Below are 13958 nucleotides of genomic sequence, written 5' to 3'. Positions count from 1 at the left end.
GTAAATAACTGCTGCCTTGTTCTCAAGCATTTTCCCTGCGCTATTTCTGATTATTTACTTACTGTGATTGGTATAAACAGATTTTGGAGTGAATTTTGTGAAAAGAAAAAGGGAGTGCTGATGAGCGCTCCTTTTTTTATAGGTCAATTATTTTTTAAATATCCAGTTTGGATTCAGTGATTGCCATGACATTTCAGTCGTACGATAAAGAGAAATACTAGCAAATAATGCGATCACACCAATTAAAGAGTAGAGACTGAGAAACCCTATACCAGCATTTACGAAACTTATTAGGGGAGTATTAGACAATAAAATAGTCGTTGGTATTTGGTAAATGTGCGTAAGAAATATCGCAATACCATCCCAATTTAAGACCCATGTAGATAATAACTTTAGTGCATATCCGCCAAGGAAAAGAACGATTAATGGTGAGTTATTTGCCTGAGAAATAGCAAGAATCAATCCAGCAATTGGCAGCATAACAAGACTGACTAGTAGCATGCGGCCTATGAATTGTAGCCAATTAATAACAATAGACAAAAATGAGGTATGTCCATGAAGTAAGACTAATACGGTGTCGCTAGATATGCTAATTATCCAGAAAAATAAATTTGCAGTTAATACCAACAATGAAAAAATAAGTGGGATAACAATTAACCCAAAACACAACTTTATCGCATGAGTATATTGACTCGATACAGGCATACTGCGCCAAAATGCTGAGCTACCTTCCTTACGTTCTTTTCGTAATGTTTTCGACAGATACGTTGTTGTTAATGCTAAAGATAAAATTCCAGCCATAAAACTTAGCATCATTTGTAAATCGTTAGAAAACCCAGTAGAAAAAGGCGTAATGTTACCTTGAGTTTGTACTGAAATGAATAAGTTATCTTGTAGGTTTGTGTTCATCATCAAGCTAATAAAAAGCAGAACACCACAAAGAAGAATAAACAAAGGGACACGAGTAACCGTTTTGTGTTCAATTAGTTCTTTTTCAAGCATAAATAGTGCAGGGCGCATTAAATTGATTCCTTTTGTAGTGCGATAAAGAGTTCAGCTAAAGTGCCTTTTGGTATATTGTTCATTTTCTCTTGTTTGACGACTTTTCCTTGTTTTAATATCAGAACATCGGTTAGCAAGTGCTCAATTTCAGAAACTTCATGACTGGCAATAATCAGACATCGCTCACCGGCATTAAACCAAGTGACTAAATGCTGATAAAACGTATCTCTATATAATAGATCTAGCCCTAATGTTGGTTCATCTAAGATAAGAACTTTAGTGTCAGTTGCAATAACAATGGCTAAATGAACTTGAACTTTCATTCCTTTAGATAGTGTTTTAATTTTTCTATTAAGTGTGATGTTCGTATTGCTCAACACGGATTTTGCTTTATCGATATTAAAACTCGGGTGGATCCCTGATGTGTATTTCAATAACTGTTTTACACTCATCCATTCAGGTAAAACATTAACGTCCGAGATATAGGCTAAATGTTGCATCAGTTCAGCATGTTGGTCTATAGGGTGTAAACCATTAATGCTGATCTCACCTTGATACCTATGAGTACCTAATAGAGCGTTAATTAAGGTCGATTTTCCAGCACCATTATGACCAAGCAGTCCAAGAACTTGTCCGGCTTGCAGGTTGAAGTTTATATCACTCAGAGCCTGTTGATTTTGATTGGAATTTGAATAGCATTTTGAGACGTTTTTTACATGAACAAGAGGGAGCATCCTATACCTTATCGATTTTAAAGCTTGTAATATATTATTGATTAGAAATACCACGATAAGTTCATTAAAGAAAGATTAATGCACAACTTAGCATTTTGAAATTATTTTGAACTCAGATGCTAACAACATGTGGCTGCCGGTGAGATAACATGGATTATGTTCTTTTTATCTCTAGGTATTTTATTATGGGACGTCGGTTTTTAGTTATGGAAAGATTTGAGCAGCGAGTACGCAAAACACATGAAAGATTTGGTTATATATCGCTAGAGGCGATTACGAGTAGCTACTTCATATATCGAAAAGAAGCATTGGAGTTTGTTCCAATAAAGCGTACTGAATTAGTGCCTTTTAGCCGCCGTCCTTCTAACGTTACTCAATTGCGCCTTAATCAGATGTTAGGCGCATTAAATAAAGCAAATGAAGTGACGAGATTAAGACGAGAAGTGAATTAATCCTTTATTTTACGGCGGTAACTAGACGTGATTTTGGCTTTCTTATTACTAAATAAACCGCAATCGCTGCAAGAGTAAACCCTACTGCACCTTGGGTATCAAAATGTTCACCAAAGATAATCCATGCTTGAAGTGCGGTCATCGGTGGGATGAGATAAAAAGTAGAAGCCACGCTTGAAGAATCGCCTTTTTTAATCATATAAAGCAGTAATAAAATCGCGCTAACTGAGACAACCAAGACTAGCCACATAACACCAAAAATAAACTCGGCATTCCATGTTACTGCCATGGTTTCATTGAGTAAAGCAACTGGTAAGAAAACGAATGCAGCCGCACAATATTGCCAAACCATGCTACCAATGAGATCTACATTTTGGCAGTATCTTTTTTGATATAACGTTCCTAGTGTAATACCAATGAGAGCGATAAATGCAAAAGAATATGCTGTATATTTATTACTAGTATCTCGCCACTCTATGTTGCCTTGCAGTACTAACGTAATTCCAACCAAACCGACAAATAGACCTAGCCACTGTAGGGGAAGTAAACGTTGTTTCCCAAAATTAACCAATAACACAGCGGTAAGAATAGGTTGAACCCCGACAAGCAAAGCACATAGTCCTGACGACATACCAAGGGAAATTGCTTGATAAGTACCTCCTAAATAGAACCCGTGAATTAAGATGCCAGCAATGAGAGAATGAATAGCATCCTTACCTGTTGGCAGTTGAGATTTGAAGATAAGCAATAGAATAATAAAAACGAAAATGTTGGCTAGCATACGAATAAGTAAAAAGGTCGCAGGTTCGGCAAACTGTAATCCATATTGAGCCCCGATAAAGCCAGAACTCCATAAAACGACGAAGATAAAAGGCACGTATTTAGTAAGCATAATAATTCCTGTTTATGTTTTGTCTTTAGCGTACTTTAGCTAGGTACAGCTATTGATATAAGAGACAGTTTTCTTTATTTTGTTGGGTACAGATTCGAGGTGGATAATTAAGGGATGAATAGTGAAAAAATACCAGAAAGTGAAAAAACATATCCAGCAGGGTATTGAGAAAGGACTGTATCTTGCGGGAGATAAACTACCTTCTATTCGAGAACTTAGTGACACGTTATTGGTAGGGAAAAATACGGTTATACGAGCTTATGAGGAGTTAGAAGCAAAACAAATATTGATCGCTCATGATCGCTCTGGCTATACCGTTGCAAATATTAATTTTCATCGAGAGTTTCAGGCTAAGACATCAAGTTCACCATCGAATATCGATTTATTATCCCTTAGTAAATCCATTTTGAGTCAACCAAATGAGCATCAATTACTATCTATGGGGTCAGCTCATCCTGATATTGACTTTCCTGCGATACGAACGTTATATGCAGAGATAGGGCGCCATAGTCGCCAACAATCGAATATTCCAAGCTGCTATCAAATGCCTCCGGGAAATTCATCGTTACTTAAATATGTGGCAAACATAACTCAGGACCTGGGTATTTCTGTATCGACAAATGAAGTGTTAATTACACATGGTGCTCAGCAAGCCATTAGTTTAAGTTTACAGGCGTTAACAAAAGCTGGGGATATTGTTTTGGTCGACTCCCCCTGTTATTTCGGTTCCTTACTTCTACTTGAATCTTTAGGGTTAAAAGTCATCGAGATCCCTAATCATTTTAGTTACGGTTTAGACATTACAGCGGTCGAACAGGCAATAAAAAAGTGGGACATAAAAGCGATTTTAATCAACCCTACCTATAATAATCCGACGGGTTATACGCAATCAGAATCTGCTCGAAAAGCGTTATTAAAAGTAACAACAGGGATCCCTTTTATTGAAGAAGATGTATTTGGTGGTTTGTCTTATGAGAGTGCACCAAAAACCTTTAAAGAGTTAGATACTGAAGATAGAGTAATTTATTGCAATTCATTATCTAAAACTCTTGATTCACGCTTAAGGATTGGTTGGATCTTAGCTGGGAAATATCAAGCACAAGTAGAAAAACGTTTGATGTCAGAAAATATGGGAAGTGTAAATCTTATCCAGTCAGCGGTAAGTGATTTCCTCAAAAAAGGCAAATATAAACAACATGTGCATAGAGCGCAGCGCAGTTATAAGAGTAATCAAAAACGGGTATACCAGCGATTAACTGAAGCTCTGGATAGTTACCCACATCTAAAGCAGCGTTATTATCTCTCTCAACCAGAGGGTGGTTTTTTATGCTGGTTAACCTTACCTTTGGGTACGGATGGTACCGAGATATATCAACAAGCATTAAGTCAAAAAATCAGTGTATTACCTGGAACGATGTTTTGTACTCAAGATCAATTTAAACATTGTATCCGTATTAGTTTTGCTTCTTATAGAGATAATGATAAATGGAAAAAAGGGATAGAAACTTTGGCTGGTATTGTTGCAAAGCAGGTGAGATATCCCTAGAAATAAAGGTTATTTAATGCGTCTATAGCATCTACTGATTATATGCGTTAGATTCGAGAGTGTGTGTCTAATTACCCGAGGTTCTTATGTTCAGTCAACGTCCAGTCAAACCCGCCAAAACTATTGATAATGTATACGGTAGTGCTTTTTATCATCTTGAAGCCAAAGACAGAACTATCGATGAGTTAAGAAAAAAGCTTGTAGCTAAGACTGATAATCAAGAGTGGATTGATACCGTTCTTGACGATCTTATTGGACGTGGCTATCTAAAGTCAGATAAGAACTTTGCAATTAACTTTGTAGAAATGGCATTTAGTGGCGAGAAAGGCAGTCAGTTTATTTTGTCGAAGTTAAGAGAGAAAGGGATTAATGAATCGGTAATCAATGAGGCAATCTCATACGTCGCTAACCGTGATGAAGTGTGCGAGTTAACATTACTTAATAATCGTTTGGCTAACATGAATTTAGATTCATTATCGAGTGATAAGCTCTACTCAACATTAACTAAATATGGTTTTAAATCTGCTGATGTTCGTGAAGCGATAAAATCTCATTCAATCGCATCAACACTGCCTTCTAAAATGCAAATAAAAGCTGATAAGGCAGATTTAGTTAAAGAGATAGAGAAGCTCGCTCGTAAACTAAAAGGTAAGTCTGTTATCAAGCGGGAGCTAAAACAAAAACTGATCGATATCTCTACTTTTGATGAAGAAATTGAAAAACTAGAGATGGACGGTTCGATTAATTTCTATGAAAACTGCCAAGCAAGGTTAGATAAAAAACGCTTTGATTTAAGTAATTCAAAAGATAAGAGCAAAGCCTATGCGTATCTTTATTCTCATGGTTTTAGTTCGGATGAAATTAAAGAGACGCTTTCTAGTTAGTGTATTGAAACGTATATGATGATTTTCAGAAAAGTCTGAATATCCATCCTTGATTCATGCCGTGTAGGATCTTTTTATTATAAATTGATTTGGATGTTGTCGTGTTTGGGATGCTGGGTAATAAAAGCATTATTATTGATAATGAAAGTCGAGCGGCATTATTGCGTAAAGAAAGCAGTGGAAAAGTATTACCCTTTAAATTATATGAAACAAAAGGGCGTAGAGTGGTAAAGAGACACTCTACTTTAGGATATTGTATACATGATAAAAGGTTAATCGATGAGTGCCAACAGTGTGGTTCTTGTTATTAGCTGAAGGAATAAGCCATTAATGGAATGGATGGGGCTCTAAAAAGCCCTTCCGCTCGAGAGAGTTGAGCAGAAGGGCAAAGTGGAAGTCTTTATAGCGAATAGAAGAAGTAAATTTGTGATTTCATTCGAATGATAATGCCGCGAATTACATCTAGAAAGGCCATGAAGCCAATTGGTTTTTCACCTGATATCCACGCTAAACCAACAGAGCCAACAGGAATATCATAACCTTGATCTTCTTGTAGTTTTAAACGAACAAAATGATGTTTGTTATTAACGTTTAATCCTGTAGTTTGACGAACATTCGTTTCTCTACCTAAGAGATTTGCTTGTGCCTCTCCTGTGGCTTCAACAATACCTTCTACTTCAGCAATAAAAACTTTTCCTGGATAGACAGGGCTAGAGAACTCTGCTGGGCGTCCAACTTTGACATTACGAATGGCTTGGTGGTTAACTCGCATTAGAACGTATTTTTCGTTGGTGTACATTTGCATTCTAGGAACCGCGCCAACGTATTGCCCTTCACGAAGAATGAAGTTGGTGACATAGCCATCTGCAGGTGCATAAACCTTGGTATTATCTAAGTTCCATTGTGCCTGAGTGACACTTTCTTGTGCGCTGGCTAGCTCACTTTCTTTTGCCTTTACGCCTAACTTGGCGTTGTCTAAATCTAAAAGGGCTTTTTCATTAGCGAGTTTTGCTTTGTCTAATTGAGCAATAGCACTGGCAACATCGATTTGCCCAATAGATACAAGTGTTCCTTGTTCATCTAATGAGCTTTGAGTAATCGTATTTTTTACTTTACGGTTTTGATCTACGTAGCGCTGTAGCGTGATCTGCTTGTATTTTAGATCTTGTTTTTTAGCTTCAATTTGTTTTTGACTAACCACAATATCACTTTCTGAAGCAGTAATAGCTTGGTGCGCTAGTTTTACATTTTGTTTAGCGACTTCAAGCGCCACTTCGCTGGCTTCTTGTGATACATCAGCCTTGTTTAGCGCAATTTGATATAACTCATCGTCAATCTCATATACTAATTGTCCCTTTGTTACTTCTTGGTTCGGTTTTATATGAATGGCTTCCACTGTCCCTTTAATCTGAGTACTCGCAGGACGAAGTTGAATGTGTGGCGATTGAACGACAGAACCACCAGATAAGTCCATTGGGGTATAGTTTAATAAACCTGCCCATACAAATAACAACCAAGATCCGCCGCCAATGTAAGCAAAAGCCTGTGTAAATTTATTCCAAGGCATACCTACCATTCGAAGTAGATAAATAAACAGAGCCCATACGGCTAATCCCTCAAGCATTGTGGTTCTCCTCTTGAGTTGTTTGCGTTGCAGTTGCTTCTGTTATTGGCGCTTGTGCCTGTAATTTTGAAGTAGGTTGATGCCAAATGTCGCGAATTTTAATTAATGCTTTTTCTGCATCAACAAAGGCACAAATCACGGCTAATACCCAAACCCAATGCCAGACAAAGCCTATCCAAGTGAGGGCGGTAATGAGTCCTATTTGTTGGTGTTGTTTGCTGTGTGCTTTGTTAATTGGTAATTCATGTAATTTCCAGAAACCATAAGCAAGCGCAATAATACTTCCAATCATAACAACGCTTGCAACAACATGTAGCCCGAGATCCTGACCTGATCCAACAAAGGGCATACTGACTAAACTCATAAATGATTTACCTTCGAAAATAATGAAGGTTAAGCATGAGGTCTAATAGAGTATTTAGTCGATATTATAGGTTTGGTTATATCTATAATTTGCTTTTTATGATGTATTTAAACGTTTCTGTTTGGGGTAATTAACGTGCTTCTGTATTGGATGGGGGTGACGCCATACATACGCTTGAAGGCGACCGAAAACGACGCGGTATTTTTATAGCCCACACGTTGGGCTATATTGTACATTGATAAATCAGTACTCATTAGAGCGATGGCTTCATCACAAATACTATGATGAACAATATCTGTAAATGAAATACTTTGATCTTGTAGGCGACGTTGTAAAGTTAATGGACGCATGCCCATTTTGTCTGCGACAAACTTAAGCGTTGGATAACCAAAAAATAGAGAGTATTTCGTTAGCTCAAATACAATTTTTAAAATATCTTGAGGAAGAGGTATGAGCATATAACTCATGGCTTGCTCAATAGTAAACGCTTTTACTTGTGGTGTGGGTAATTCAAATTTCCTTGGGCAAGTAATGTCTTTTACGGGAAACCAGACTTGTGTATTTGGGCTGTTCCATACAATTGGGCAGTTAAAAATGGCTTCTATCTCGCCTAATGCACCAATAGGACCTCCCGCCAAATGAATGGCTATCGGCTGATAATCATCTCCATGAAACAATTGAAGTAAACGTAAGAAAGAGCCAGCAGCTAATATACTTTCATGAATACGAGCTTGCGGAATTAAGGTTGGTGTGAGTATTCGCCATTTAGCGATAGAGCCACTCAATAGCATATTTACTTGCACGCCTGATTGCAGCGCATTATGTACCGTATTCATACGCTTTATTGCCATTCCTAAATTGGTAGAGCTCGCAAGCAGTTGTATAAAAGGACCAAATATTTTCAAGCTATCTGATTTGGTTAGCTTTGCGGTATAGGTAGGGTCTTGGGTTAAGTGTTCAATCTTACAAAGTAGAGATTCTAGATCTCTTAATGGCATCAACTTTAATTGATAATCCAGTAAATGTGGTGGGATATTAAAATCAGAATGAGTTAAGCCATAATGCTTCATAGCATGATCAATCAGTACTTTTGCGATATGAACGCGAACAAGATAAGTTGCACTGAGCTTTGCCATGAATTTCCTCAAATGATGATTTTGATAATTGAGTGTGATTATATCTAACCTTGTTGTAATTTATACTTATGTTGCTTTTTTATGTAGTGGCAAGTGAAGAAAGATAAGAAAAATCAATTTATCATGCTACTATTTTCAGTTACATATTGTGGTTATTTCTTAAGAGGTTATCGTGTTTAAAGGTAAATGGAGTGACGATATTCAAGGGGCTGCATTACACCCTGTTATCATTGAGATCATTCAAAAAGTAAAAGAACAAACAATAGAAAATACAGAGGTAGGCAATTACCCATTACATGATGAGTCAGTCTATTTTATTGTGAATGATAAAACGGAATTGAAAGAACATCGTCGATCAGAAATTCACCATAAATATCTTGATGTTCAATTAATTTTGGAAGGCACTGAGACGTTTGGTTACAGTGAATATCCATTAATATCGATTGAAGATGATTGCCTTGAAGAGAAAGACATCGCATTCAGTAATGATGTTCAAGATGAACAGTTTGTAACGTTAGAGACAGGAGAATTTATTATCTTTACCCCTAAGCAACCACATCGCCCTCTAGTTGCGGTTAATGATAAGCCAGCAGCTGTGAAGAAACTGATTATTAAAGTAAATAGTGCATTATTGGTGTAGTTAAATCAGTACTGTTTTCATAAAATAAAGCCCACGTCCTATGCTAAATATAGGGTGTGGGCTTTTTTATGACGCATTATTTTTTTGGGTATTCAGACCATGTTGAGCCATCAAGAGAAACATAAGGTTTGTTGTTATATTTCATTACTGTCGTTCCTGAGTTTTGAGCAACCATTTTTGTTTTTGGTAACCCTTGAGTTAAGACTTTAGGGTCAAACGTTTTTTGGCTATAAATATCTTGCTCTAAAATTCGACTAACTAATGTTGAAACGGCTAAGTAACTTGATGCAGCATTAATATGAACCGTATCTCCTGTGCGAGTGATATTTTCACCAAAGATCTTCATACCAACAGGAGTGTGTACTATCGTAGATGATGGGATTTCACGCATACCTGCAATCTGCATTTTATCGCCACGCATACCTGCACCATGCTCAGGAACAAGCATGACAACAACATTACGTTTTGAGGCTTTAAGCGTCTGGAAGAAATCATATAAATCATCCAATAGATTTTTCAACCTCAGCTTATAACTGACTAAACCGACTTTACCGCTGGCTCTAATAATGCGATTACCATCGTGTAATGAAATCGTATTATAAAGTGCGACAACAGAGTTATCTTGTTCCTTTTCTCGGTTCCCTAGCCAGCGAGTCAGTACTTCTTTATCCCGATAAATGGGTGAACCATCAAAGGCTGATTGATATTGCTCTAACCCTGCTTGAGACATTAACGGTGCTTGTAAATCGCCATCTTCTTTAAGTAATCCTAAGAAGTCATCAAATTTACCATCGTGATTTAATAATAGATTTTCTTGGAAACCAAGTTGAGCTAGGTTATCAAATAAGAAACACTGTTTAGATGATGGTGCGGAAAACAATTCTTGGTGTGTCTCTTGCCCACAGCTAGCTCTTAATAATCTAATTACTGCAGGACCGCTGTAAGAGGTCGCAGCACTGAAATTATCAAACATAACATCAAATTCTTTAAACAGAGGATGATTTTCTAAGCCTGCAATTTCAATATCATCCCATGCGACAGAGCAAATACTTAAGAACAGAAGATCAAATTTAGTTGATGGCGCATTACTTGGAAAGGTTACTCTTCGTTGAGCTTCGTTTTTAAAGAATAACTCTTTTGCTTGATTAAGTACCGCATCGTTAACTGGACCGCTTTCATCAACTGACTGCTGTGAAGGTGCTGTCGTTTGGGCGATGATTGGTTGTTGAGCGATAACTGTTTCTTTTGGCTGTGAGTTAAATACGCCTTGAGGTAGGCTGATGTAAGCCAGAGCAAGTATAACGAAAACAGAAATACGGAACACTTGATTCAAAAAGTAGTAGGCAAAAATTAAGACAAATAAAGCAAGAAATGCTTGTGGAGAAACAAAGCGGCCTGCAAGCTCAATAAGGTAGCTAAGGTTAAATTGTAATAACTGTCCTATTTGGCCCCATAAACGATCTAGAGGTGGTAGAAAAGAATCGAAATGCATTAGCCACAACCCAATCGGTACGGCAATGCATTGTCGCATAATTTTTAGGGCTCTTGGTTGTAATGGTAGCAATAAAAAAGCAACAAAGGCAAAGTTCTCAAGTGGATGAAAACTAATAATATCCTGAGTAAATAAGCCTATCTTAATGATGAAATAAATATTCCACCAACCAAGCCCATAGAGAGGTTGTTGTAGTGTGTTTGTCTTCATTTCTCTATATTTCCATTATCTTCAAAATTGTATTTAACTAAGTGTTTAGGTTTACGGATATAGCGGTTATAAAAATTGCGTAGTGCGTTGGCAATATCTCGTAAAAAATAACCAATGATTATTCCTGAAAAACCACTGAATAAGACGGTTAGTATAAAATCTTCAATATTCATAATGCTAAAAGTCCAATGGTTTATGTGTTGCGAGAATCATAGTAGAAGAAGAGCCGTTAGAAGAATGAGAGCGGTTTTTTTCTAGGGCTAATTCATCGCTAATGATTACACTCTGTTGCGTAATATTTGGTAATTCATGTTCTACTCTTCCTAGTGTTGTAAAATTTGTTTGACTAGAAAAAATATCTCTAATTGGTAACGTAAAAATATTGTGTAATGCCACTGGAAGATCGGTCCTACGAACACCTTGCAAGAAGAGATAAATAGCGTTTTTACATACTGTCATAACATCTCCTTCTCTTTGAATATTACACATATTTAGATAAGCTTCGGGAGCTATATTCGGAAGAAGCTCTAATTTTATTAGGGCAAACTCTGTCTGAGATATATCTAGATGCATTAGTGATTCACTGGCGTAATTAACAAAGCGCTCATTGATCGTATAACCTTTTATTTTCGTTGTTTGTGAGTGAAAATTAAGCAATTCTTCTGTGGTGCTAGGGAGAGATCTGGTGAGTATTTGGCCACGTAAAATCTCGATCGAACTCAGCATGCTTGAAAATCGAACTCCAAAATGAATAATCAAGTTGATGCCCGATTGCAGTAAGTACATTTCATCGGAATAACGTAAACAGGGCTGCATCTCTCTAACGATAATTTTAATATTCTGTCCAAAACTTTTACGTAGCCTGTAGATACTGACACCTAATAATCTAACCTCATTTTGTGTAGAGCAGCTTAGTATTATTGTTGCTCGGGATATTGTTGTTAGGCTTTTTTCTAAGCTCTCATTATTTGATGAGCAGATCATGGAATCTGAAGCTTTTTGATTTTTTTCAATTGCAGTATCTGAAATATAGATTGTACTTTCATCGTCGATGTTCAGAAGAGAGGCTGTTTGAGCATCGTCCATTTTTGATTGTGGAGTGAGTGATTGATCATCATTAAGAGTAAGGTAGGTTTCACTCTCTCCTCTCATGCCAGTATTCAATCCCCAATAATAAACATGATACAAAAAGGTTTTTTTATCTATGCTTTGTAAGCTTGAATAACCTACGCATAAGTTAGGATGCTGGCTGAGCATTTTTTTTATTAAATGTATATCTCTGCCATAGATTAATACATTTATAGTAAGTGATTTATCAATAGCTAAGGATTGAAGCTTTTCAACGAATGCTATTTCACTTTTAACTGAGTTTGCAGTAAATATGTTGTCTGGAATAACTACAATTATCGATGTGTTATCTTTAATTTGAGTTTTAGTTATATCATCAAATAAATACTTAAGTGAATTACATGCATCATTGCTATTGAAAAATATGTTTGAGCAGTATTTATTTAAATTATATTTAAATATTGATGTATTTGAAGTACTTAATGATCTTGTGAATATATCTAGTGTTGTTGAGCATATAAATGTATTTACATTTTCATCTTTTATTAATTCAGATATGTGATTTATGATCGGTGTTTTAGTGCTAAATGTTGTTATATAAACACTTGATTTTAATTTTTTATTTTTATTTTCAAGTGGATGTGTGTTTTTTAGCATGTGTTTCACTCTGTTTGTATTGAGGGTTTGATATATGTGTAAAGTTATTTTTTATAACAAATTAAACACAATATTGTATTCGTGTAAGATATTTTGAAAGTTAGTTTATATATTTTTTTAAAGTGTGCATTTAATATATAAATCATTGTATATATATTTACACCTCAATATCACTTATGAGACGTTTGCTGAGTATTATATTCATATATATCTGTAATAGAATATATTACTACTTAAAATCTATTACACCACTCATTAAGGGTACTACTTTATGGCTAGAGAAATTAGTCAGGATATAACGGTTTTGTTTTCTGCTTTTGATATAAAAGAACGTTCATACAACGAGTTAAGCGAGGTTGAGCGTTATAATAAAATTAAAAAATCATGGAATGCATTAGATCTATTATCTAAAAGTAAAATGAGTGGAAGTCATGTTTTAAATAAATCTTGTGAACATTTTGTTAATAAAAAAGAACCTGCATTATGAAAAGAATAATTATTACGGGTTTGCGTGCAGGGGTTGGTGCAACAACAATCGCGGCAAATTTAATTCAATCATTAGTGCAACTTGAAGAAAGTGTTCATGTTATTGATATTCGCTCTGAGAATCTCATGAGTTTGCATTTTGCGTTAGATTTTTCAATTAAAGATGGTTGGTCTAAACGGTGGCTATCCGATGAATCATGGAAAAAAGCCGCTTATGTAAGTCACAGCAATTTATCTTTTGTACCTTATGGATCATTGACGGTAGATGAGCTTAAAACGATTAAACAGAGAATTGCATCTTTGTCTCATGGCTTACTGAATGTATTTCCAACTCAGCCTGAAGTTGTGAATGAATGGCAATTGATGTTATTGCCGAGTGTTAATGAGCTTGATGATAGCCATACAGCATTACTTGATAGTGCAGATATGGTTTTATGTGTGATTAACGCAGATATTCAAAATTACACTTACGCTCAACAAAATGCTTCTTTTCATTGTTTTAACCAACGCCACCATCCTTATTTTCTGATTAATAGGTATCAACCTCTTAGTGAAAATAGCGTAGACCTTTCATTGGTATTTAAACAAGAGTTAGCTGAGCAGTGCTTACCTATGCTATTACACCATGATACATCAGTGCCTGATGCTTGTTCGCAATTAAGTAACGTCATTAAATATGCACCGCACAGTCAGATGTCTAAAGGGTTGAATGAGTTGGCATTTTGGCTTTTAGCGCATTTTTCTGCGAAAACGATGGAAGATCTATAACAT

General features: G+C 36.1%; 14 protein-coding genes. 6 read left to right on the top strand and 8 right to left on the bottom strand.

Going from position 1 to position 13958, the window contains the following annotated elements; translation table 11 throughout:
- Positions 1–147: 147 nt before the first annotated feature.
- Together BTO22_RS15760 and BTO22_RS15755 are read right to left on the bottom strand one after the other, a co-directional pair.
- Positions 148–1020, bottom strand: coding sequence for a hypothetical protein (locus BTO22_RS15760; RefSeq protein WP_105056294.1), 873 nt, complete (start codon positions 1018–1020; stop codon positions 148–150).
- Positions 1020–1736, bottom strand: a complete 717-nt coding sequence (locus BTO22_RS15755) for an ABC transporter ATP-binding protein (RefSeq protein ID WP_105056293.1) — start codon at positions 1734–1736, stop codon at positions 1020–1022. The genes BTO22_RS15760 and BTO22_RS15755 overlap by 1 nt, the downstream gene beginning before the upstream one ends.
- A 185-nt stretch (positions 1737–1921) precedes the next feature.
- Between BTO22_RS15755 and BTO22_RS15750 the strand changes: the two genes are divergently transcribed.
- Complete coding sequence (locus BTO22_RS15750) at positions 1922–2188, top strand: hypothetical protein (protein WP_105056292.1); 267 nt, start codon at positions 1922–1924, stop codon at positions 2186–2188.
- Between the two features lie 4 nt (positions 2189–2192).
- On the opposite strand, the gene BTO22_RS15745 is transcribed toward BTO22_RS15750, so the two are convergent.
- Complete coding sequence (locus BTO22_RS15745; RefSeq protein ID WP_105056291.1) at positions 2193–3080, bottom strand: DMT family transporter; 888 nt, start codon at positions 3078–3080, stop codon at positions 2193–2195.
- A 121-nt stretch (positions 3081–3201) separates the two neighbouring features.
- Between BTO22_RS15745 and BTO22_RS15740 the strand changes: the two genes are divergently transcribed.
- Together BTO22_RS15740 and BTO22_RS15735 are read left to right on the top strand one after the other, a co-directional pair.
- Positions 3202–4626: an aminotransferase-like domain-containing protein gene (locus tag BTO22_RS15740; RefSeq protein WP_258132627.1), complete on the top strand. Its 1425-nt coding sequence runs from the start codon at positions 3202–3204 to the stop codon at positions 4624–4626.
- A gap of 86 nt (positions 4627–4712) precedes the next feature.
- Positions 4713–5510 (top strand): RecX family transcriptional regulator, encoded by a 798-nt coding sequence (locus tag BTO22_RS15735; protein WP_105056289.1) that lies wholly within the window; start codon positions 4713–4715, stop codon positions 5508–5510.
- Positions 5511–5910: 400 nt separating this feature from the next.
- Here BTO22_RS15735 and BTO22_RS15730 read toward each other — a convergent pair whose 3' ends face one another.
- The 3 genes from BTO22_RS15730 to BTO22_RS15720 form a co-directional block, all read right to left on the bottom strand.
- Positions 5911–7134: an HlyD family secretion protein gene (locus BTO22_RS15730; protein WP_105056288.1), complete on the bottom strand. Its 1224-nt coding sequence runs from the start codon at positions 7132–7134 to the stop codon at positions 5911–5913.
- Positions 7127–7498: an MFS transporter gene (locus BTO22_RS15725; RefSeq protein ID WP_105056287.1), complete on the bottom strand. Its 372-nt coding sequence runs from the start codon at positions 7496–7498 to the stop codon at positions 7127–7129. Before BTO22_RS15725 ends, BTO22_RS15730 begins: the two co-directional genes overlap by 8 nt.
- Before the next feature lie 107 nt (positions 7499–7605).
- The gene (locus BTO22_RS15720; protein ID WP_105056286.1) at positions 7606–8634 is read right to left on the bottom strand and encodes an AraC family transcriptional regulator; all 1029 of its coding nucleotides are present in this window, start codon (positions 8632–8634) and stop codon (positions 7606–7608) included.
- Between the two features lie 172 nt (positions 8635–8806).
- Between BTO22_RS15720 and BTO22_RS15715 the strand changes: the two genes are divergently transcribed.
- A complete protein-coding gene (locus BTO22_RS15715) occupies positions 8807–9274 on the top strand; it encodes a YhcH/YjgK/YiaL family protein (RefSeq protein WP_105056285.1) in 468 nt (155 codons plus the stop codon).
- A 76-nt stretch (positions 9275–9350) separates the two neighbouring features.
- Here the strand turns inward: BTO22_RS15715 and bcsG are convergent, their stop codons facing one another.
- Positions 9351–10976 carry a cellulose biosynthesis protein BcsG gene (gene bcsG / locus BTO22_RS15710; RefSeq protein WP_105056284.1) on the bottom strand — a complete coding sequence of 542 codons (1626 nt, stop codon included), beginning with the start codon at positions 10974–10976 and terminating at the stop codon, positions 9351–9353.
- A gap of 177 nt (positions 10977–11153) precedes the next feature.
- Positions 11154–12701, bottom strand: a complete 1548-nt coding sequence (bcsE, locus tag BTO22_RS15705) for a cellulose biosynthesis protein BcsE (RefSeq protein WP_105056283.1) — start codon at positions 12699–12701, stop codon at positions 11154–11156.
- A 271-nt stretch (positions 12702–12972) separates the two neighbouring features.
- On the opposite strand from bcsE, the gene BTO22_RS15700 reads away from it, so the two are divergent.
- Complete coding sequence (locus BTO22_RS15700; protein ID WP_105056282.1) at positions 12973–13188, top strand: hypothetical protein; 216 nt, start codon at positions 12973–12975, stop codon at positions 13186–13188.
- A complete protein-coding gene (bcsQ, locus tag BTO22_RS15695) occupies positions 13185–13955 on the top strand; it encodes a cellulose biosynthesis protein BcsQ (protein ID WP_105056281.1) in 771 nt (256 codons plus the stop codon). The genes BTO22_RS15700 and bcsQ overlap by 4 nt, the downstream gene beginning before the upstream one ends.
- Positions 13956–13958: the final 3 nt, after the last annotated feature.

This window comes from Aliivibrio sifiae, assembly GCF_002954705.1.
GTDB classification, from domain to species: Bacteria; Pseudomonadota; Gammaproteobacteria; order Enterobacterales; family Vibrionaceae; genus Aliivibrio; species Aliivibrio sifiae_A.
The sequence above is the reverse complement of the archived record's forward strand: the minus strand, read 5'-3'. Positions and strand labels throughout refer to the sequence as shown.

Bases quoted from the DNA above. Each gene is read 5' to 3' on its own strand.
- BTO22_RS15760 (WP_105056294.1), bottom strand. From the start codon at position 1,020: ATGCGCCCTGCACTATTTATGCTTGAAAAAGAACTAATTGAACACAAA.
- BTO22_RS15755 (WP_105056293.1), bottom strand. From the start codon at position 1,736: ATGCTCCCTCTTGTTCATGTAAAAAACGTCTCAAAATGCTATTCAAAT.
- BTO22_RS15750 (WP_105056292.1), top strand. From the start codon at position 1,922: ATGGGACGTCGGTTTTTAGTTATGGAAAGATTTGAGCAGCGAGTACGC.
- BTO22_RS15745 (WP_105056291.1), bottom strand. From the start codon at position 3,080: ATGCTTACTAAATACGTGCCTTTTATCTTCGTCGTTTTATGGAGTTCT.
- BTO22_RS15735 (WP_105056289.1), top strand. From the start codon at position 4,713: ATGTTCAGTCAACGTCCAGTCAAACCCGCCAAAACTATTGATAATGTA.
- BTO22_RS15730 (WP_105056288.1), bottom strand. From the start codon at position 7,134: ATGCTTGAGGGATTAGCCGTATGGGCTCTGTTTATTTATCTACTTCGA.
- BTO22_RS15725 (WP_105056287.1), bottom strand. From the start codon at position 7,498: ATGAGTTTAGTCAGTATGCCCTTTGTTGGATCAGGTCAGGATCTCGGG.
- BTO22_RS15720 (WP_105056286.1), bottom strand. From the start codon at position 8,634: ATGGCAAAGCTCAGTGCAACTTATCTTGTTCGCGTTCATATCGCAAAA.
- bcsG (WP_105056284.1), bottom strand. From the start codon at position 10,976: ATGAAGACAAACACACTACAACAACCTCTCTATGGGCTTGGTTGGTGG.
- bcsE (WP_105056283.1), bottom strand. From the start codon at position 12,701: ATGCTAAAAAACACACATCCACTTGAAAATAAAAATAAAAAATTAAAA.
- BTO22_RS15700 (WP_105056282.1), top strand. From the start codon at position 12,973: ATGGCTAGAGAAATTAGTCAGGATATAACGGTTTTGTTTTCTGCTTTT.
- bcsQ (WP_105056281.1), top strand. From the start codon at position 13,185: ATGAAAAGAATAATTATTACGGGTTTGCGTGCAGGGGTTGGTGCAACA.